The organism is Iodidimonas muriae (genome assembly GCF_014647255.1).
GTDB lineage: Bacteria > Pseudomonadota > Alphaproteobacteria > Sphingomonadales > Rhodothalassiaceae > Iodidimonas > Iodidimonas muriae.
Window position 1 is genome coordinate 271,741 of record NZ_BMOV01000001.1, and the last position, 20,635, is coordinate 292,375.

Here is a 20,635-nt window from a genome sequence, read left to right on the forward strand (position 1 = left end):
CCTAAACAGGCGGTGACTTGGCCTATCAAGGCCGAACGCGCTGATTGATGACTCCCCAAGGGATTTTATTGGCGTATTTGCGCCCCTTATGGCAGCGTTTCTCCATGGGATTTTACAACACATATATTCTGCCGGTCTTGATCGAGCATGCCTGCGCAGCGGACCCTGTAAGGGTGCAGCGTCAGAATCTGGTGCCTCGGGCTTTGGGGCAGGTGGCGGAAATCGGTATGGGGACGGGGCACAATCTGCCCTTTTACGATCCTGATAAGGTGTCGTCGGTGGTGGGCGTGGACCCTGCGGGGGACATGCTGGAAAAGGCAACACAGCGCGCCGGTCAAGTGGCCTTTCCGGTGGAAATGGCCGCACTTTCGGGAGAAAATCTGCCGTTCGAAGATGCCAGTATGGATACGGTGTTGGTCACCTACAGCCTGTGTTCCATTCCCGATCCCTTGCAGGCGCTTTTGGAAATGCGTCGGGTGTTGCGCCCAAACGGCAGATTATTATTTGCCGAACATGGCGCCGCTCCCGATGAGGCGGTGGCCCGCTGGCAAGGACGATTGGAACGCTGGTTCTGGCCAAAAATTGCTGGTGGGTGCCATTTAACGCGGCGGCCCGATCAGCTTATCACCCAAGCGGGGTTTTCTCTGGAGCATCTCGATCGCCTTTATTTGCCCAAAACCCCGAAAACACTGGGCTTCAATTATATCGGCAGTGCGCGTCCCCGATAGGGTTTCGCCATAAAAAAACAGGTGGAAGGCATGTGCCTCCCACCCGTTTCATATGCTTTTGAAAGCCGCTCAGGAAAGCTTGGCTTTCAATCCTTCATCGATCTTTTCAAAGAACTGTTCTGTGGTCAGCCAGTTCTGATCGGGGCCGATCAACAGCGCCAGATCCTTGGTCATATTGCCATTTTCAACGGTTTCAATGCACACTTTTTCCAGCGCATCGGCGAATTCTTCCACCGCCGGTGTATCATCCATCTTGCCGCGATATTTCAGGCCGCGTGACCATGCGAAGATCGAGGCAATGGGGTTGGTGGAGGTGGCTTTGCCTTGCTGATGCTGGCGATAATGGCGGGTGACGGTGCCATGAGCCGCTTCGGCTTCCACGGTGTTTCCATCGGGGGTCAGCAACACGGAGGTCATCAGGCCCAAAGAGCCATAGCCTTGCGCCACGGTATCGGATTGTACATCGCCATCATAGTTTTTGCAGGCCCAAACAAAGCCGCCAGACCATTTCATGGCGGCAGCCACCATGTCATCAATCAGGCGATGTTCGTAGGTGAGGCCCTTGGCATCGAATTGCGATTTAAATTCGGCGTCGAACACTTCCTGGAACAGATCTTTGAAGCGCCCGTCATAGGCTTTCAAGATGGTGTTCTTGGTGGACAGATAGACCGGGAAGCCGCGCTGCAAACCGTAGTTGAACGAAGAGCGGGCGAAATCGCGGATCGAATCGTCCAGATTGTACATGCCCATGGCCACACCGGCTGAAGGGAATTCAAACACTTCATATTCGACCGGTTCACCGCCATCTTTGGGGGTGTAGGTCATGGTGACGCGACCGGGGCCGGGCACCTTGAAATCCGTGGCGCGATATTGGTCACCAAAGGCATGGCGGCCGATCACCATGGGCTGTGTCCAGCCGGGAACAAGGCGCGGCACATTCTGGATAATGATCGGCTCGCGGAACACGGTACCACCAAGGATATTGCGGATGGTGCCATTGGGCGACCGCCACATTTTCTTGAGGCCGAATTCTTCAACGCGGGCTTCATCGGGGGTGATGGTGGCGCATTTCACACCAACGCCATATTCCTTGATGGCATTGGCTGCATCGATGGTGATCTGGTCGTTGGTTTCGTCACGCTTTTGAACCGAAAGATCGTAATATTTCAGGTCCACATCAAGATAGGGCTGAACAAGACGTTCACGAATCCATTTCCAGATGATCCGGGTCATCTCATCGCCATCAAGCTCGACAACGGGCGTTTTGACTTTGATTTTTGCCATTAAGTCTGTCCTTGGCTGGTGTTTAACAGAATAGGTTGCGCACAAGAGCAACCGTCGGGCGGCTGCAAAAGGCGACCTCCCGGTAAATTCGCGCGCACCCTAGCAGTTGTCATGCGATCCGAAAAGATGCTTCAAAGCAGATCATGATCAGAACAGGTCGGCGCGTGCTGCATGTTCAGAGCCGGCCATCCGGCCCAGTTCATGGAATATGTCGTCGAGACTGCGTACGGTTTTGAACAGGCCGAGATTTTTGGGATTGGCGAATCCCTGGTCCACAACATGGTTCAAAAGCGCAAGAAGCGGCTCCCAATATCCATCATGGTTGAGCAAGAAAATCGGCTTGTCATGAAGATCGAGCTGCGACCAGGTGAGTACCTCGATAAATTCGTCCAGCGTTCCCATGCCGCCGGGAAGAACGATAAAGGCATCGGAGCGATCGAACATCATGCGCTTCCGGCTGTGCATATCGCTTACAATATGCAGCTCTGTCAGGCCGGTCTGGGCGATTTCCACCTTGTCCAAATGCTCCGGGATGATGCCAACCACCCGGCCACCCATGGCTGTGGCAGAGCGCGCGCATATGCCCATCAGACCCACTTGCCCGCCGCCATAAACAAGTGTTAGCCCTGCGCTTGCAATGGCTTCGCCGGTGGCTTTTGCAAGATCGGCATAGCCGGGGTGCGCCCCGGATCGTGAACCGCAATAGATACAAACGGATTTAACCTTTGCCATATGGTCTCCTTTTAAGAGATAGAAATATTAAGGGATAGGATGCTGGCACAGGGTGAATTATGCTCATTTTGTTTTGATTTTTCGTGAAAGTAGCCGCGTTGTCGGGCACATTCATGTGACAGACAGTTTAATGGTGTATGATCCGTCCTCATATAGCATGAACGATGAGTGTACGTGCTGGAAAGAGCAGAGTTTGAACAGACCGAAAAAATCTCCAGATTGGCAGGCCGAGGATGGGAAATCCCGTCGCTTGTGGGTGCCGATGCTCGCCATGATTATCGCTGTGGCGGTGATTGTCGCTTTGGCGATTTACAATCTGAGCGGCCCCAAAGATGACGTGACCGTGGCCCCCGATCAGGCCAACCAACAAAGTGCGGGCGAATCTGTCAGCCTTGCCGAAGCCGCTCCATCTTTTGATGTGGTGCGGATTTCTCGTGGTGGTACGGGGGTTCTGGCTGGCCGTGCCGCGCCTGATAGCCTTGTGGAAGTGCTGGTAGACGGCAAAGTGGTGGCGGATGTGCGCGCCGACCGCAATGGCGAATGGGTCATGATTTTGGAAGAGCCGCTTGAAACGGGCACTGCGGAAATGTCCCTGCGCGCCACATTGGATGGGCAGCAGGCCGTATCATCCGAGAATGTTGTGGTGGTTGCCATCCCTGAACCGCTGGTTCCCGAACGCTTTGCCGAGCGTGAAGGCGAAGGCGTGGTTGCTGTTCTGACATCCAGATCCGGTGAAGGGGGCAGTCGGGTGATGCAAAAGCCCGGTTTGGCCGCACCCGGTGAGGTGGGAGACAGCCTTGCTGTGGATACCATCGATTTCGGTGCCAATGGTCAAACGGTGCTTTCGGGCCGCTCTTTGCCCCGTGCCACCATACGTATTTATCTGGATAATAGCTTCCTTGTGGAAGTACGCAGTGACGACGATGGCCGCTGGACAGCCCAAAGTGCGGACGCAATGGTGGATGGCGATCATGTGCTGCGGGTGGATCAGGTTTTGACCGAAGGCGAGGTGCAATTGCGGGTGGAACAACCCTTCACCACGGGCCAGGCGCTGGACCCTGCTTTGGCAGAAAGCCGTGTGGTGGTGCAGCCGGGCAATACGCTTTGGATGATCGCCCGTAAACTTTATGGGCGTGGCACCCGCTTCACCATGATCTTTCAGGAAAATTCCGAACAGATCGTTGATCCCGATCTGATTTATCCCGGCCAGTTATTCCGTTTCCCCGATAGCGAAGCGGGCGGTGCCGCTGAAAAAGACGACGAGACAACACCGCCGACTCCTTGACCGGAAAGCATAGATGACCTGCCGACCCTTCTTCGGGGGTCGGCAGGTGTTGCGTATGGCTTATAAAAGGCGGAAAGATTCCGGCAGCAGGTCTTTGATGGTAAAGCTGCGCCTTTGGCCGTTTTCGCCTTCCAGAACAATCACTGTCTCGCTATCGGCGAATTCCAGAATTTTCTGGCGACAGCCGCCGCAGGGTGTGCAGTTTTCAAGGCCTTTTCCGGCAGGCCCACCCAGAATGGCAATGCGTTTGATCCGGGTGCCGCCTTCCGTCACCATGGACCCGATGGCATTGGCCTCGGCACAGATCCCTTCAGGATAAGCCGCATTTTCCACATTGCAGCCCGCATGGATGCGGCCATTCTCATCCAGAACGGCGGCTCCCACATGAAAGCTGGAATAAGGGGCATGGGCTTTGTCGCGGGCGCGTTTGGCGCTGTCTAGCAAACTGTCATCGGTGCTCATGGTCGCGGTCCTTTTAGCGTTCTATTTTTGATGGTCGGGCCAATTCCGCTTGCTTTTCAAGGGCTCCGAACACGGATTGATAGGCCGGGCGTTTCACATAGCGGCCCGCGCCTTTTTCAGCGCGCAGCTCGCCATTGGACCAGACCAGCTTGCCATTGGCGATGGTGTGGGCGGCCAGCCCTTTGACCTCCATGCCTTCAAAGATATTGAAGTCGATATTTTGATGATGGGTTTTCGCCGAAATGGTTTTGGTCGCTTCCGGGTCCCATATCACAATATCTGCATCGGCCCCCACGGCGATGGTGCCTTTTCGGGGATAGATATTGAAGATTTTTGCCGCATTGGTGGAGGTGGCGGCAACGAATTCTTCCATGGTCAGACGGCCTGTGTTCACGCCATGGGTCCATAGCACGGCCATGCGGTCTTCGATGCCGGCGGTGCCATTGGGGATTTTCGAGAAATCATCTTTGCCCATGGCTTTTTGATCGGCGCAAAAACAGCAATGATCGGTGGCGGTGGTTTGCAGATTGCCCGATTGCAAGCCACGCCACAGGGCGTCTTGATGTTTCTTGTCGCGGAAGGGGGGGCTCATCACATGGGCGGCGGCGGTCTGCCAATCGGGGTGGCGGTAGACGCTGTCATCCACCAGTAAATGACCGGCCAATACCTCGCCAAAGACCCGTTGGCCCGCATTGCGCGCCCGGGTGATTTCTTCCAACGCATCGCTGGCCGATACATGCACGATATAAAGCGGCACGCCGATCACATTGGCAAAGCGAATGGCGCGGGCTGCTGCTTCGCCTTCCACCTCTGGCGGGCGGGAGAGGGGATGGCCTTCGGGGCCGGTAATGCCTGCGGCCAGCAGCTTTTGTTGAAGCTGATAAACCATCTCGCCATTTTCCGCATGCACGGTGGGAATGGCCCCTAATTCCATGGCGCGGCTGAAGCTGGGGAACAAAATATCATCCCCGGCCATGATGGCGTTTTTATAGGCCATGAAATGCTTGAAGCTGTTGACGCCTTCTTCGGCGACCAATGTTCCCATATCTGCATGAACGCTGTCGTCCCACCATGTGACCGCCACATGGAAGCTGTAATCGGCGGCGGCTTTTTCCGCCCAGCCGCGCCATTGCTTATAGGCGTCCATCAAGGGTTGTTGCGGGCTGGGGATCACGAAATCGATGATCATCGTGGTGCCGCCTGCAAGACCCGCCGCAGTGCCGGTATAAAAATCTTCCGAGGCCACGGTACCCATGAAGGGAAGCTGCATATGGGTGTGGGGGTCGATGCCGCCGGGGATTACATATTGCCCGCCTGCATCGATGAGCTCGGCATCAGAGGGGGCGTCGATATCAAGGCCGACGGCTTTGATCACACCGTCTTCTACATATATATCGGCCCGCCGCGTTTGATCCGCGGTGACAACGGTTCCGCCTTTGATCAAGATAGACATGGTCAAACTCCTTTACGCAAACGGGATAAAATCCAATAGACGAGGCCAGCTGTGCCCGCTCCGACGAACCATGCATAGCTGTAGATGGACTGGAACAGTGCAGGCACATTGGCGATGATTTCCGTGGCCGATAAAAAGCCGGGCAGGGACGGCAGCACCCCGATGATCAAGGCGCTTAGCCCCGCCAAATTCCAGCCGCCTTTGGCGCTATAAACCCCATCGGACGCGAACAAATCGTCCACTTTCAGCCGGGTTTTCTGGATCAGGAAATAATCGACGATCAAAATACCCACCACAGGCCCCAAGAGTGCCGAATAGCCCACCAGCCATGTGAACAGATAAGTGCCGGCACTTTCCATCAGCTTCCACGGGAACATGGCGATGCCAATACCGGCGGTGATATAGCCGCCCATGCGGAAGGAAATGCGCTTGGGGGCCAGATTGGAAAAGCCATAGGCCGGAGCCACCACATTGGCCGCGAGATTGGTGGTCAGTGTGGCAAGAACAAGCGCCGCCAGTGCAAATACCACGCCCATACCGCCCATGCGTGCGGCCAGTTGCACCGGATCCCAGATGGCCTCTCCGTAAATCACCGTGGTGGCAGAGGTAACGGCCACGGAAATCAGCGCAAAGAGGGCCATGGGCAAAGGCAATCCCAATGCCTGCCCCAGCATCTGATCTTTTTGGCTTTTGGCATAGCGGGTGAAATCGGGAATATTAAGCGCCATGGTGGACCAAAATCCTACCATTGCCGTAAGGCTGGCAATGAAAATGGGCCAGAATTGTCCTTCTCTGGCCCCGCCTTCCACGAATTGCGATTTGGTGGACAGCATGGCGCTCAAGCTTCCCGCTTCAACCCACGCCCAGACAAACAGCGCCACAGACATGGCGATCAGGAAGGGGGCCGCCAGCATTTCCAGCCAGCGAATGGATTCCGTGCCGTGCCGGATGAACCACACATGCAAAGCCCAAAAGGCCAGAAAACACAGCGTTTGCGCCAGATCGATCCCAAGAAAGGGCAGGGCTGCGCCTTTCAGTGCCTCGCCCGTAAGGGTGTTGAGGATCACATAAATCGCCGATCCGCCCACCCAGGTATTGATGCCAAACCAGCCGCAAGCCACAAAGCCACGCAACAAAGCAGGCAGCCGCGCCCCCACCGTCCCGAAAGACGAGCGCAGCAAAACGGGAAAGGGCACGCCGTGTTTTGCACCGGCATGCCCGACTAAAATCATTGGAACCAGAACGATCAGATTGCCAAGAAAGACAGTGAGAACCGCCTGCCACCAACTCATCCCCTCGCTGACAAGGCTGCCAGACAGAAGATAAGCCGGAACGCAGACCACCATGGCGACCCATAGAGACGCAAAGGCTTTCCAGTCCCATGTACGTTCATCGGGGGCACTGGGTGCAAGATCGGCATTCCATAAGGCCGGATCGTGCTGATCGTGGGACAGGGCCCCCGGCTTGTCAGTCTGTGGCGAACTCTCTGCATCCATATGGCGTGCCCCCGCTTGTTATTTGGTTCGGTTTATTCTTCTGCAACAAGGGGATAATAGCTATCCGGTCGCCGGTCGCGGAAGAATTGCCACAAATTGCGCACCTCGCGCACTTTGTCCATATCCATATCGTGGATGATCAATTCGTCTTTGTCACGGCTTGCGATGGCTTCGATCTGTCCCCGCGGATTGACAAAATAGCTTTGGCCATAGAATTCACCGATATTCCACGGCGCTTCCGTGCCCACCCGGTTGATGGCACCGATATAGCAGCCATTGGCGGCCGCAGAGGCGGGCTGTTCCAGCTTCCACAGATATTCTGACAATCCGGCAACGGTGGCCGAAGGGTTGACGATATATTCCGCGCCATTCAGCGCCAGCGCCCGCCAGCCTTCGGGGAAATGGCGATCATAGCAAATATAAACGCCCAGCTTGCAATAACGGGTTTCAAAGACCGGCCAATCGGATGAACCGGGCTTGAAGAAGAATTTTTCCCAAAAACCGGAAACCTGCGGGATATGGGTCTTGCGATATTTCCCAAGATAGGTGCCGTCGGCATCGATCACCGCTGCCGTATTGTAATAAACGCCGGTTACTTCATCGGCTTCATAGATGGGCACCACGATGACCATCTCGTATTTCTTGGCATAGTCCTGCATCAGCTTTGTGGTTGGGCCATCGGGAATGGCCTCTGCCGCATCATACCATTTGGTATCCTGGCTGGGGCAGAAATAGGGCTGTGTGAACACCTCTTGAAAACACAAAACCTGCACGCCCTTTTCACCGGCTTCTTCGATCAGCGGGATATGGGCTTCGATCATGGCTTTGCGGATGGTTTCCGGATCTTTATCGGTTGAGGCCTTCAGCCCCATCTGAATTAGTCCGCCGCGCAATTTAGTCATAAAGCGTGCTCCTTGAAAGATGCTGTCGTTTTAACCATTGCTGGGAAAGGTGAATTCTGCACCGGCCCGTATGCCCGTGGGCCAGCGTGCTGAAACGGTTTTGAGACGGGTATAGAAATGTACGGCTTCCGGGCCGTAAATGCCGTGTGCGCCAAAGATCGAGCGTTTCCAGCCGCCAAAGCTGTGATAGCCCACCGGCACAGGAATAGGCACATTCACGCCCACCATCCCCACCTCGATCCGGCGGGTGAAATCGCGGGCGGCATCACCGTCACGGGTGAAAATGGCGGTGCCATTGCCATATTGATGGTCATTGATCAGGCCCACGGCTTCATCATAGCTTCCGGCCCGCAAAACAGACAGAACCGGGCCGAAAATCTCTTCGCGGTAAACAGTCATGTCTTTTGTGACGCCATCAAGCAAGGTGCCGCCCATCCAGAAACCGCCTTCATAGCCTTGCAGACTATAGCCGCGGCCATCCACCACAACGCGCGCGCCTTCTGCTTCGCCTTTCGAGATCAGGTCCGCCACCTTGTCGCGGTGTGCTTTTGTGATCAATGGCCCCATTTCCGCATCTTTATCGGTGCTGGGACCGATTTTCAGGGACTGCACTCGGGGTGTCAGTTTTTCCACCAGACGATTGGCTGTTTCTTCTCCCACCGGCACGGCAACGGAAATGGCCATGCAGCGTTCCCCGGCCGAGCCAAAGCCTGCGCCCATCAAGGCATCGGCGGCTTGATCCAGATCCGCATCGGGCAGGATGACCATGTGGTTTTTCGCGCCACCCAGCGCTTGCACCCGCTTTCCAGCCGCACAACCGCGGGCATAGACATATTCTGCAATGGGGGTGGAGCCGACAAAGCTGACAGCGGAAATGCCCGGATGGTCCAAAATGGCATCCACCGCGGCCTTGCCACCATGAACCACATTCAAAACGCCCTTGGGCAGGCCCGCCGCTTCAAACAGCTCATGGATCAGATTGGCGCTGGACGGGTCGCGTTCCGAGGGTTTCAGAATAAAGCAATTTCCGCAGGCCAGCGCCATGGGGATCATCCACAAAGGCACCATCGACGGGAAATTGAATGGGGTGATGCCCGCCACCACACCCAAGGGCTGGCGTTCCGAACAGGCATCCAGATCGCGGGCCACATGGCGCGAGAAATCGCCCTTCAACAGATGCGGAATGCCGCAGGCAAATTCCACCACTTCCAAAGCGCGGGCCACTTCGCCCAAGGCATCATCATGGGTTTTGCCATGTTCGGCACTGATGGTGCGGGCAATATCGTCGCGGCGTTTGTGCATCACATCGCGAAGGGCGAACAACACATGCGCCCGGCGGGCCGGCGGCATTTGCGACCAGTCATTCAAGGCTTCTTGTGCCGCTTTTACAGCCGCATCCACTTCATGGCTGCAGCCCATGGCGAGACGGGCCGTTTCCTCACCGGTCGCGGGGTTGAACACAGGAACGGTCTGTGCGTTTTCAAGAACATACGGCTTTCCGCCGATCAGATGGGGAATGGGTGTCATTCGATTTCTTCCAAAACACGGCGCACGGTTTCAACGGCCATATCGATGTGCGACTTTTCAATGATCAGGGGCGGAGACAGGGCAATGATGTCGCCGGTGGTGCGGATCAACAGGCCTTTGTCATAGGCTTTCAAAAAGGCGTTGAAGGCGCGTTTTGTGGGAGCCCCTTCAATGGGGTCCAGTTCGATAGCGGCGATCAACCCCATGGTGCGGATGTCTTTGATATAAGGCGCACCACGCAAGCCGTGCATGGCATCGGCCCAATAATCGCCCAAGTCCGCGCCCCGTGTGAACAGGCCTTCTTCTTCATAGGTATCAAGGGCGGCAAGGGCGGTGGCGCAGGCCATGGGATTGGCGGAATAGGTATAGCCGTGGAAAAATTCGATCATGTTTTCCGGGCCAGTCATGAAGGCATCGTGGATGGTGTCGGACGCAAACACCGCCCCCATGGGCACAACGCCGTTGGTCAATCCCTTGGCAGTGGTGACAAGATCAGGCTGGACACCGAAATAATTGACAGCAAAGGGGGTGCCAAGGCGGCCAAAACCGGTGATGACTTCATCGAAAATCAGCAAAATGCCGTGCTTGGTGCAGATTTCACGCAGGCGTTTCAGATAGCCCTTGGGCGGCATGATCACGCCAGCAGAACCGGCCACCGGCTCGACAATCACCGCGGCGATGGTGGAAGGGTCATGCAATTGGCACAGACGCTCCAGATCGTCGGCCAGTTCCGCGCCATGTTCCGGTTCGCCCCGGCTATATTCATTGCCGGCAATGCCATGGGTGTGGCGCAGATGATCAACGCCGCTGACCAACGAGCCGAACATCTTGCGGTTGGCGGGCATTCCGCCTACCGACATGCCGCCAAAATTCACCCCATGATAGCCTTTTTCCCGGCCAATCAGGCGGGTGCGGTGGCCTTCTCCGCGCGCCCGGTGATAAGCGATGGCCATTTTGAGCGCCGTTTCCACCGATTCAGAGCCGGAATTGGTGAAAAAGACATGGTTGAGATCACCGGGCATCAACCGCGCCAGCCGGTCTGCCAGGTCAAAGGCTTTATGATGGCCCATCTGGAAGGCGGGGGAGTAATCCAGTTCCTCCACCTGATTTTTCACCGCTTCAATGATGCGGGGGCGCTTATGCCCGGCATTGCAGCACCACAGCCCGGCAATGCCGTCCAAAACATCGCGGCCATCGCTGGTTTTGAAATACATGCCTTCGGCGCCCACGAACATGCGGGGATGCGCCTTGAACTGCCGGTTGGCCGTGAAAGGCATCCAATAGGCGTCCAGATTATTGTTCGGCGGTAAATCCATCACTCTTCCCCAAAATTAAAGGCGGTCTTCCATATATGGACGGGCCATTATGGTTGGCGCCTTATTCTGCTGCGGCTTTATTGGCCGGATTCTTTGGATGGTCGGGCCAGGTAAGAACGGGTAGGCCGTTGTTCACCTCTTCCATGTCGATACATCCATCCACCGGGCAGACATGCTGGCACAGATTACAGCCAACACAGTCGTCATCAATCACCACAAAGCGCCGTCCGCCACCATCTTTGGCTTCGATACGAATGGCTTGATGCGAGGTATCCTCACAGGCGATATGGCAGCGGCCACATTCAATGCAGCTTTTTTCATCGATCCGGGCTTTCAGATCGAAGTTCATATTCAGTTCGTTCCAATTGACGGTGTTGGGGATCGCCTTGCCGCGGAAATCATCCAGCGTGCGATAGCCCTTTTCATCCATCCAGTTGGACAGCCCGTCAATCATATCTTCCACGATGCGGAAGCCATAAAGCATCGCCGACGTGCAGACTTGCACACCGGAAGCGCCAAGGGCGATGAATTCCGCCGCATCGCGCCATGTATTGATGCCGCCAATGGCCGAGATTTCCAGATCGCGGGTCTGATGATTACGGGCGATTTCCGCCACCATATTGAGCGCAATGGGTTTTACCGCCGAACCGCAATAGCCGCCGTGGGTGCCCTTGTTATCAATCATCGGATTGGGGGCCATATGGTCCAGATTCACCGAAATGATGGAATTGACCGTATTGATCAGGGACACCGCATGGGCACCGCCCTGAAGCGCAGCTTCGGCAGGCACTAAAATATCGGTGATATTGGGGGTGAGCTTGGTGAAGACGGGGATATCCACCACTTCGCGCACCCAGCGGGTGGTTTTTTCCACCATTTCCGGCACCTGACCGATGGCAGACCCCATGCCCCGCTCGCACATGCCGTGCGGACACCCCAGATTCAGCTCGATCCCGTGAACGCCGGCTGCGGCGATGCGGATGGCCAGATCTTTCCATGCCCGCTCTTCCATCACCGCCATCATCGAACCGATGATCACCCGGTCGGGCCATTCGCGGCGACATTCTTCGATTTCGCGCAGATTGACCGCCAAGGGCCGGTCGGAAATCAGCTCATTATTGTTGATGCCAAGAGTTGCGCCCTTGAAATCCTTGTGCAGCCCGTACCGGCTGGTCACATTCACCACGGGCGGGTCTTCCCCCAGCGTTTTCCATACCACGCCACCCCAGCCTTTCTCGAAGGCACGCACCACATTGTATTTCTTATCTGTCGGGGGCGCAGAGGCCAGCCAGAAGGGGTTGATGCTCGGAATTCCGGCGATTGTACATGAAAGATCGGCCATGATCAGACCCTTTCCACTGATTGTGCGGCCAAAGCCTGATGAACGGCTTCGGCGGCGCGCTTTCCATCTTCAACGGCTTGCACCGTGAGATCTTCGCCCGTTGAAACACAGTCTCCACCCGCATAGACGCCGTCAAGGGATGTGCGATAATCAGGCCCGATTTGAATTTTGCCGTTTTCTGCCGCCAGCCCATCAAGCCCCATGGGGCGTAATTTTTGGCCGATGGCCTTCAACACATGATCGGCGGGCAAACGGTAGACTTCGCCGGTGCCTTGCAGGCGTCCGCCATTGAGGGCGGTTTTTTCAAATACGATGCTTTCCACCCGGCCATTGCCTTCAATGGCGCTGGGACGTGACCAGAGCCGGATCTGCACATCATTGAGCCGGGCAAGATTGCGTTCAAAACCGGTGGCGCTCATGGCATCTTCGCCGCGCCTATAAACAAGGGTAACACTTTCTGCCCCAAGTTTTTTCGCCTGAATGGCTGCATCAATGGCGGTATTGCCGCCGCCGATGACCACCACCGTACGGCCCACGGGGGTTTTGGATTTCGGCTTTGTCTGGCGCAGGGTTTCAATGAAGCTCAGGGCATCTTCCACGCCATCCAGTTCTTCGCCGGCGATAGCAAGCCGGGCAGCGCCCCCAAGGCCAATGCCGATGAACACCACATCATAGGCCTGGCGCAGGGCTTCAAGCTGGATATCTTCCCCCAAAGCCCGGCCATGCCGAATTTTGATGCCGCCGATACCCAACAGAAATGCAACTTCGCGCTGCGCGAAATCATCCACCATTTTATATTCCGCCAGCCCATATTCATTCAATCCACCGGGCTTGGGGCGCGATTCATAAACGGTGATATCATGGCCCAGCATGGCCGCCCTGTGCGCAAAGGCAAGACCTGCAGGGCCGGCCCCCACCACCGCAATGGATCGCCCGGTGGCAGCAGCGCGTTGAAAGGGATGGGGTGCGCCAGCATGGGTCTGTTCAATCAGATGATCAACGGCATGGCGTTGCAGATCACCGATCTGGATGGGTTTGTCTTCCCCTTTGTTCAGCACGCAGGCTTCTTCGCACAGCACTTCTGTGGGGCAGGCGCGGGCGCAGGTGCCGCCCATGATGTTTTCAGCAAGGATGGTTTTCGCCGAACCTTCCAGATTGCCCGAGCGGATCTGGTGAATGAAGGTGGGAATATCGATCCCCGTGGGGCAGGCGCGGATGCACGGTGCATCATAACAATAAAGGCAGCGACTGGCTTCGGTGACAGCCGCACCGGAAGTCAATGCGGGATGAAGATCACGGAATGCTGCGTCGATTTTTTCCGCGCGTGATGGGGAAGATGGGCGGTTCGGTCTACTGGCAGTCATGCTCTTTCCTCGACGGCTTTGGGGCGGACAGTGGGCCAGAGTGGATCGTGTTTTTCGACGACCCATTATGGATTGTCATTGTCTTATGGACCCATGATTTCGAAGCCATGGATACAGCATTGAACAAGTTTTTGGCCTATTCAAGAAATTTTTGGCCATTTGATCAGAAAATTACGCAAGGGCGTTGCGTTTTATGGAAAAAAGCTCACTGTTTTATTGCATTAGTGAAGGCAATTGCCCCGGTCTGATTTCTTTTCTGAGCCTTTTACTAATTGATAAATTTATTGCTCGAAAAAAAAGGAAATGTTACGGCTTGACCGGAAAAGCCAATAAGGCTGCGGTGCGCGATTCTTTGTATGGTTTGAATTGCGAATGCCGCCAAAACAATTCATGGGAGAAAACGCTATGAAGTCATTTGTTTCGCGGCATGCCTTGCGCAGTACGTTATTGGGATCGGTTGCATCCGCCAGCCTGTCCGTTGCCAGTCTGGCCTTTACAGGCGGGGCCATGGCCCAGGACGATCAGGCATCTGACGCGCCAAAAGTCTTTTCCTTGGAAGAAATTGTCGTGACGGCGCAGCGCCGGTCGGAAGGGGTCTATTCAACGCCCATGGCCATCACGGCTCTTTCCGGCGACGAAATGGCCATGCGCGGCCTTGACAGTGTGTCGGATATTGACCGCGCCGTTCCCAATTTGAACGTCACCCGCTTCGGGGTCGGCAATCCTGCCCATGCGGCTATTTTCATTCGCGGTATCGGTTTGCAAGATCATATCATCACCACCGATCCGGGCGTTGGCGTGTATGTGGACGGGGTGTATCTTGGCCGCCAGATGGGCGCCAATCTTAACCTCACCAATGTGGAACGCATCGAGGTTCTGCGCGGCCCGCAAGGCACGCTTTATGGCCGGAATACCATCGGTGGTGCGGTGAACATCATCACCAAGAAGCCGGGTGATGAAGAAACCTTCCAGTTTGAAATCCAGGCCGGTACGCGTGCCCGTGTCGCTGGTAATTTCTATGGAAATTTCGAACTGGCAGACAATTTGGGCATGTCAGTGACCGGGAATATCACCCGGCGTGACGGATTTGGCAAAGCGCTCAATATCGTTGAGCCGACGCGGGAAATCGGTGAATTGTTCGAGGCATCGGGGCGCGTGGCGATCGATTGGAAAGCCAGCGACCGTTTGTCTTTGATGTGGACCGCCGATGCGGTTCAGGGTGAAAATGGACAATCACCCTCCACAGCGGAAATCATTCCCGGCCTTGATCGTCCCGGCGTGTTCGCGGAAACCGGCCTTGGCTTCTTTACCGATCCCATCGGTCCGGCCGTTGATCTGCCCGGTGGCCCCATCAGCGCTGGTGATATTACGGCCGATCCCGATGACACCAACACCGCCGAGGGCAATCTTCTCAATCAGTCCAATTCGGGGTTCGGCACTTCCTTGACGGCTGATTTCCTTATTGATGACAATCTCAGCTTCAAGATTTTGGGCAGCTATCGCTATTCGGATTATACGGGCGGTCTGGATGATGAAACCGCCTTCCAGGATTTCCAATCCTTCCCCGAAGAAGGCGAGGCGGACCAGTTCTCCTTTGAAGCCCAGTTGAACGGCGAATATGGCAAGTTCGATTTTGTGACGGCGTTTTATTATTTCCGCGAGGAAGGGGACACTTTCTCCGGCCCCAATACCTTCATCACGCCGGGCGATACCTTTGATATCAACCAGACAACCAACAGCTATGCCGGGTTTGCCCATGTGGGCTATCAGGTTACTGATCGGCTGAAACTGGCCGGTGGTATTCGCTATACCTATGATAAAAAGAGTGCCGATGCCCTGTTCACCAACTTCCCATGGTTCTTGCCGGCCCCTGATGGAACGGGCGATGGCAATCCGGGATCGGCGCAGCGTGTGTTCCGTTCGGAAAACTGGAACGAGGTCACTTGGGATGCATCCGCAACCTTTGATCTGACCGATAATCTGAATGTTTATTATGCGGAATCGAAGGGCTATCAAAGTGGTGGCTTCCCGCCGCGTCCGTTCGGTGGTCCGAACACTTTTGTGGATTTTGATCCCACGATTGCCCGCAATCATGAACTGGGTTTCAAGGGCCGTCCGTTCGATTTCATGCAGTCTTCTGTCGCGGTATTCTTTACTGAATATACCGATTTGGCCTTGCCGTTCTCCAGCCCATCCCCTGCCGGCTTCGTGACCATCACCGCCAATGCCGGGAAGTCGGAAGCTTTGGGGTTCGAGTTCGAGAATACCTTGCAGTTCGGCGGTTTCAGCCTTCAGACCTCGGTGGGCTATCTGGATAGCGAAATCAAACGCATCGAGCCGGGCACCGTTGGCGTAGCTGTGGGCGATACACCGTCCCTGACACCGGAATGGACTGTGAATGTTGGGCCGCAATATCAGTATTTCATGGGCAATGGTGATTTGGTCACCGTACGGGCTGATTATTCCTATCGCAGTTCCATGTTCGGCCAGTCGGTCAATAATGAGCAGAACAAGCTGGATGCCCGTGATCTGGTGAATTTCTCGATCCGCTATGAAAATGCGGCAAACAACTGGTCAGCCACCATCTACGGCGACAATGTGTTCAATGAACAATATGATGTGGGCCGTCTGGATCAGGCATTTTCCGGTTTCACCGAGATTATCCGCAATAATGATCGCAGCGAATTCGGGGTGAAATTCTCCAAGCATTTCTGATTTCTGCTGCATAGCCCCGTCAGGGGGAGCGAATCAACGGCCCGGCCTTTTTTATAAAAGGGCCGGGTCTTTTTTGTGTTTTTGGCCCGTTTATCGGCGGGTTTTGGCAGGGGTCCGGTGGGGAGTGGGCGGTGGTTTCGAGCCCATCCGCGACTGTGGGAATTTGGCAACAGATGCCGAGAAATTGCGATGTTTGACGAGGGCGCCTCAAGAAAATGAAACCGATTTCAATGAAAAGGCCCGTTGCGCCACATTTTTCTAAAACGAGAGGATATGGGGTTTGTAACATTTTATAAAACAACGAAAAAATGCTTTTTTGTTTTCCATCTGGTTTATTTTCACGTCATTTTCCGCGAAAATGCGGCCTTGCAACGCGATCGAATGGGGCGCGTGCCGACAATAAGCGGCATAGAAAAGTCGTTGTATGTGGGGACAGTTAGACGATAGGTTGCCCAAACGGTTATAAAAATAATGCAGCCGTTAGATCGGAATGTTGGCATGTCATGGATCTGTAAAAAAAATCTGCGCATGGTCCATTCATCGACCTCGGGGACATTCGTGTTCGTTCGCAAAGGTTCTCACGACACGACGTATCAAGCAGGAGGAAAACGTCCAAATGAACGGGTTTAGGAAAAACTATATGGGAGCGGCAAAGGCTTTGCTTTTGCTCACCGCTTCCGTGCCGGCCATGATGGTCGTGCAGCAGGTGGAGGCGCAGCAAACGACCTCTGCCATTCAAGGCACGGTCACATCGCCAAATGGTGATGCCGTATCTGGCGCGCAAGTCACGATCACCAATACGCGCACCGGGCGCTCGGCGACTGGCACCACGGCGGGGCAAGGGCGTTTCTCCTTCTCCGGATTGGAAGTGGGTGGTCCTTACACGGTTCTGATCGAATCCGACCGCTATCAAACGGAACAGATCGAGGGCGTGTTTATCAGCCTGTCTTCTGCCGCCAATCTGAATATTCAGTTGAGCTCCGGCGATATTGAAGAAATCGTGATTACGGCTGCGGCCTCTGTTGTGACACAATTGGCCTTGGGGCCGAGCGCTGCATTCGGTCTTGATACGCTTGAAAACTTCCCGTCCATCGACCGCGATATTCGCGATATGATCCGCATCGATCCGCGTGTCACCATTGATGGCGGCAATAATGACAGCATCAGCTGTCTTGGCGGCAACAACCGCTTCAACAGCTTCACCATTGATGGTGTGCGGACCTCTGATAGCTTTGGCTTGAATGCCTCGGGCTTCCCAAGCCGTAATAACATGCCGATTCCTTTCGACGCTGTTCGGGAAACGGCCGTTGAATTTGCGCCTTTTGATGTGGAATATGGCTCCTTTACCGGCTGTAACATCAATGTGGTGACCAAATCCGGTGATAATGAATTCCATGGTTCTGCCTTTGGGGTGTTCAATTCCGGCGGCTTGACCGGCTCCAAGATTGATGGAAGACAGGCTCGTGAGGGTGGTTTCCGCGATTGGAACTGGGGCGCAACGCTTGGTGGCCCGATCATCAAAGACAAATTGTGGTTCTTCGGCGCTTATGAAGAAGTGCAAGATGGCGGCGTGATCGTTGATACCGGCCCGTCTGGTGCGGGCTTTGCGCAGGAACTGCCTTTCCTGACCGAAGCAATGGCCGATAGCATCGCCAATACGTTTGAAACCGTTTATAACCGCGATACACTGGGTGTTGCCCGTAATCTGCCTGATGAAAGTCGTCGCATTCTTGGTCGTTTGGATTGGCAAATCACCGATGATCATCGCGCCTCCTTCACCTATTCCCGTTTGCGGGAAGAGCGTCAGGATCCCGATGATGCTTTCACGGCGTTTACGGATTTCACCTTCCTCGACAATTTTGAAATTGAAGGGTCGGAAACGGAATCCTATTCGGCTCGGGTGTTCTCCAACTGGACGGACAATTTCTCAACGGAAATCCGGGCATCACGCATTGATATCACCGATATCCAAGGCCCGGTCGGTGGCGGGGAAGCGCAAGATGCAACGCCTATTCCACGTATCGAAATTCTCAATGTGGTCAATCCTGCCAATGGGGCAAGCGGGTCCATCGTTAGCGGCCCCGGTTTCAGCCGTTCTGCGAATGATCTGAAAGTTCAAACGGACCAATTGAAGTTCAAAGCCAATTATTTGTGGGGAGATCATTATTTCACCGCTGGCTATGAACTGGATCAACTGGATGTGTTCAACCTGTTTGCACAGGATGCAACCGGAACGATTACCTTCGATGGCCTTGAAAATTTCCAAGCTGGTATTGCCCGCAATATTTCGGGTAGCGGATCGTTTACCGGTGATATCAATGATGCAGCCGCGGAATTTAGCCGTTCGATTCACACGCTTTATGTTCAGGATGAATGGGAAGCGCTGAACGGTCTTACACTTCAATTCGGGCTGCGCTACGATTGGTACGCTTCCAGTGATCGTCCGCTGCGCAATCCGAAATTCGAAGAAAAGTTCGGCTTTGATAATACGCAGGCTTTCAACGGGCTTGATATCTTGCAGCCGCGCTTTGGCTTTAGCTACGATGCCGGTGAAACCCTTTGGGGTGATACCCAATTCCGTGGTGGCGTTGGTATCTTCTCCGGCGGTGATCCGACCGTGTGGTTCGCCAATAACTTCCAGAATTTCGGTGGCGCCATCGGTACGGTTAATACGCGCTTCGGAACGTCGCCAAGCTGTACGGATGCAGATCTTCAGGTCCTTGATGGCAATGGTAATTTCACCGGCATTCCCAACTGCCTAACACAAGACCAGATCGCTCAGGCAACGGGCAATAATGGTACTGTGAATGCGGTTGACCCTGATTTCTCCATTCCGTCTCTGGCTCGCTTCAATGTCGGGTTCTCGCATTATACTGACTTTGATAATGCTGCCGGCGGGTTCTTTGATGACTGGAATTTCCAGTTTGACTTGATCTACAGCAAGCGTCGCAATGCACCGGATTTCGTGAATCTGGCGCTGACACCAACAGGTGAATTGGCTCCGGATGGCCGTCCAATCTTCAGCCCGATCAATCCGCTTTTGCCGGGTTGTAATGCCACCTTCAATGGCGATCTTCGCGGCGGCTTCTCCAATGTGGATCTAGCGGCTTGTGCATCTGGTGGCGATGATGAAGATATCGTTCTCACCAATGTGGATGGCAAAGATGGCAGCTCAACCACAGCATCTGTCATTCTGTCCAAGCTGTTCGAGCATGACATGTTTAACGTACCTGGCTCGGTTAACCTGACCTTCGGTTATGCCTATACAGATGCGTCGGAAGTGAACCCGTCCACCAGTTCCACGGCCTCTTCCAACTTTGAAGAAGTCGCGGTCAGTGTCATCAACCAACCGGCTTTGGGTCCGTCGCAGTTCGCTAACAAGCATAATATTACGGTTGCAGCGAGCGTGTCGGAAGAGTTCTTTGATGGCTTGCAGAGCACCTTCTCCATGTTCTTCAGTGCCCGGTCGGGTCGCGCCTTCAGCTATGTGTTCGATGCTGATGCGGATGAAGTCTTTGGTGATAGCGATGATGAAGCACGGCATCTTTTCTATGTGCCAACCGGCCCCAATGATCCCCGCGTGGATTTGAGCCAGTTGAGCGCCGAAGATCAGCAAGCCTTGTTTGATCTGATCGCAACCAGCGGCTTGAGCAAGTTTGCCGGTGAGATTGCACCGCGTAACCAGTTCCGCGATCCTTGGATCAAGGATATGGATATCCGCTTCTCGCAAGATCTGCCTGGCTTCTTCGGGAATGACAGCTTTGAAGTCTTTGTCGACATCGAAAACTTCCTCAACCTCATCGACAATGGCTCGAATGTGTCGCGTCGGTTCGACCGAGGCAATGTGGGTGAAGGCGTTCCCATTCTTGGTGTGGGCTTGAGCGATGATGGTTCGCAGTTCGTTTTCCGTGATTTCGATCCGGGATTGAACAATGATATCGATGTGAACAGCTCGCTTTGGGCCATTCAGTTCGGTGTACGCTACCAATTCTGATCCGAAAGATCAGTCAGTGATAAGAAAGGCGGCTT

15 protein-coding genes are annotated in these 20,635 nt (G+C 54.8%); 5 read left to right on the plus strand and 10 right to left on the minus strand.

Annotated features, from left to right (window positions below; genetic code table 11):
• The first annotated feature begins 47 nt into the window (after positions 1 to 47).
• Positions 48 to 728: a class I SAM-dependent methyltransferase gene (locus IEX96_RS01160; RefSeq protein WP_229773476.1), complete on the plus strand. Its 681-nt coding sequence runs from the start codon at positions 48 to 50 to the stop codon at positions 726 to 728.
• 69 nt (positions 729 to 797) lie between these two features.
• Here IEX96_RS01160 and IEX96_RS01165 read toward each other — a convergent pair whose 3' ends face one another.
• Complete coding sequence (locus tag IEX96_RS01165) at positions 798 to 2,012, minus strand: NADP-dependent isocitrate dehydrogenase (protein ID WP_150004718.1); 1,215 nt, start codon at positions 2,010 to 2,012, stop codon at positions 798 to 800.
• Between the two features lie 147 nt (positions 2,013 to 2,159).
• Complete coding sequence (locus IEX96_RS01170; protein ID WP_188873346.1) at positions 2,160 to 2,744, minus strand: LOG family protein; 585 nt, start codon at positions 2,742 to 2,744, stop codon at positions 2,160 to 2,162.
• A gap of 193 nt (positions 2,745 to 2,937) precedes the next feature.
• On the opposite strand from IEX96_RS01170, the gene IEX96_RS01175 reads away from it, so the two are divergent.
• Positions 2,938 to 4,029, plus strand: coding sequence for a LysM peptidoglycan-binding domain-containing protein (locus IEX96_RS01175; protein WP_188873347.1), 1,092 nt, complete (start codon positions 2,938 to 2,940; stop codon positions 4,027 to 4,029).
• A 60-nt stretch (positions 4,030 to 4,089) separates the two neighbouring features.
• Here IEX96_RS01175 and cdd read toward each other — a convergent pair whose 3' ends face one another.
• The 8 genes from cdd to IEX96_RS01215 form a co-directional block, all read right to left on the minus strand.
• A complete protein-coding gene (gene cdd, locus IEX96_RS01180) occupies positions 4,090 to 4,491 on the minus strand; it encodes a cytidine deaminase (protein ID WP_150004720.1) in 402 nt (133 codons plus the stop codon).
• Positions 4,492 to 4,504: 13 nt separating this feature from the next.
• On the minus strand, positions 4,505 to 5,944 hold the full coding sequence (hydA, locus tag IEX96_RS01185; RefSeq protein WP_150004721.1) for a dihydropyrimidinase: 1,440 nt from the start codon (positions 5,942 to 5,944) through the stop codon (positions 4,505 to 4,507).
• A 2-nt stretch (positions 5,945 to 5,946) separates the two neighbouring features.
• Entirely contained in the window at positions 5,947 to 7,440 is a 1,494-nt protein-coding gene (locus tag IEX96_RS01190; protein WP_150004722.1) for an NCS1 family nucleobase:cation symporter-1, read from the minus strand.
• Between the two features lie 32 nt (positions 7,441 to 7,472).
• Positions 7,473 to 8,342 carry a nitrilase-related carbon-nitrogen hydrolase gene (locus IEX96_RS01195; protein ID WP_150001888.1) on the minus strand — a complete coding sequence of 290 codons (870 nt, stop codon included), beginning with the start codon at positions 8,340 to 8,342 and terminating at the stop codon, positions 7,473 to 7,475.
• A 30-nt stretch (positions 8,343 to 8,372) separates the two neighbouring features.
• Positions 8,373 to 9,869: a CoA-acylating methylmalonate-semialdehyde dehydrogenase gene (locus IEX96_RS01200; RefSeq protein ID WP_150004723.1), complete on the minus strand. Its 1,497-nt coding sequence runs from the start codon at positions 9,867 to 9,869 to the stop codon at positions 8,373 to 8,375.
• Positions 9,866 to 11,185 (minus strand): omega-aminotransferase AptA, encoded by a 1,320-nt coding sequence (gene aptA, locus IEX96_RS01205; protein ID WP_150004724.1) that lies wholly within the window; start codon positions 11,183 to 11,185, stop codon positions 9,866 to 9,868. Before aptA ends, IEX96_RS01200 begins: the two co-directional genes overlap by 4 nt.
• A 61-nt stretch (positions 11,186 to 11,246) precedes the next feature.
• Positions 11,247 to 12,527: an NAD-dependent dihydropyrimidine dehydrogenase subunit PreA gene (gene preA / locus IEX96_RS01210; RefSeq protein ID WP_150004725.1), complete on the minus strand. Its 1,281-nt coding sequence runs from the start codon at positions 12,525 to 12,527 to the stop codon at positions 11,247 to 11,249.
• Positions 12,528 to 12,529: 2 nt separating this feature from the next.
• Positions 12,530 to 13,807 carry an NAD(P)-dependent oxidoreductase gene (locus tag IEX96_RS01215; RefSeq protein ID WP_229773444.1) on the minus strand — a complete coding sequence of 426 codons (1,278 nt, stop codon included), beginning with the start codon at positions 13,805 to 13,807 and terminating at the stop codon, positions 12,530 to 12,532.
• A gap of 20 nt (positions 13,808 to 13,827) precedes the next feature.
• Between IEX96_RS01215 and IEX96_RS14000 the strand changes: the two genes are divergently transcribed.
• The 3 genes from IEX96_RS14000 (at position 13,828) to IEX96_RS01225 (ending at position 20,600) form a co-directional block, all read left to right on the plus strand.
• The gene (locus IEX96_RS14000) at positions 13,828 to 14,139 is read left to right on the plus strand and encodes a hypothetical protein (protein WP_229773445.1); all 312 of its coding nucleotides are present in this window, start codon (positions 13,828 to 13,830) and stop codon (positions 14,137 to 14,139) included.
• 157 nt (positions 14,140 to 14,296) lie between these two features.
• A complete protein-coding gene (locus IEX96_RS01220) occupies positions 14,297 to 16,606 on the plus strand; it encodes a TonB-dependent receptor (protein ID WP_188873348.1) in 2,310 nt (769 codons plus the stop codon).
• Positions 16,607 to 17,246: 640 nt separating this feature from the next.
• Positions 17,247 to 20,600, plus strand: coding sequence for a TonB-dependent receptor (locus IEX96_RS01225; protein WP_188873349.1), 3,354 nt, complete (start codon positions 17,247 to 17,249; stop codon positions 20,598 to 20,600).
• The last annotated feature ends 35 nt before the right edge of the window (positions 20,601 to 20,635 follow it).